Below are 663 nucleotides of genomic sequence, written 5' to 3' on the forward strand. Positions count from 1 at the left end.
TACTCATGAAATTGAGAAAGCACAGGGACGGGATTGCACGCCGGAAGACGGCAAGATTCTTGAGGCAATTGATCGCTTTGAGGACAAGTTCAGAGGGGAAGGACTGAAGTTCGAAAGGGAGAAGGCCGAATCCGATTTGCTTAATCACGGATTCACTCGTGAAATGGCAGAAGATGCTCTTGGAAAACAATTTGTCCAGGCCAGAGAAGATCATCAGGAATCGCAGCAGCAGCGTGACGATTCACAGGACATGCACTAATTAAGAAAAAAGCCCGGTTTTCGGGCTTTTTAAGAAAAAAAGTCAACCCCAAACAGAAATAATAGCTACAAAAATGGACAGTAATAATGCAATAAAAGTAATGTTGAGCCATATGTTGGACGAGTCTTTTAAGACTAATATGGCTGTTAATGCCATTGTAATGAAACTAATGGTAATAATGGCTGCAAATAAATATTGTACAATGTTTTTTATTGTACCTGGTTGATCCCCAATTCTTTCTCTGTAATTTGCATCAACATTAGATATCCATTGAAGTAATAGAGCAATAAAACAGCCTACTCCGCAAAAGGTGAATTGCACAGACGTCGGGTTTGAATCAAACAATGAGATCGCTAAGTTATATAAGTATATCGCGCCTGAAATCACCCCGACAACTAAAATAG

At 39.8% G+C, this 663-nt stretch carries 2 protein-coding genes; one reads left to right on the top strand and one right to left on the bottom strand.

The window, feature by feature from the left end:
• Positions 1-259 (top strand): hypothetical protein (locus HSP_RS10830; RefSeq protein WP_010128777.1); only part of this gene is annotated, 259 nt, incomplete at its 5' end.
• 42 nt (positions 260-301) lie between these two features.
• Here HSP_RS10830 and HSP_RS11450 read toward each other — a convergent pair.
• A partial coding sequence (locus tag HSP_RS11450) for a hypothetical protein (protein WP_029495117.1) occupies positions 302-663 on the bottom strand: 362 nt, incomplete at its 5' end.

The organism is Haemophilus sputorum CCUG 13788, assembly GCF_000238795.1.
GTDB lineage: Bacteria > Pseudomonadota > Gammaproteobacteria > Enterobacterales > Pasteurellaceae > Haemophilus_A > Haemophilus_A sputorum.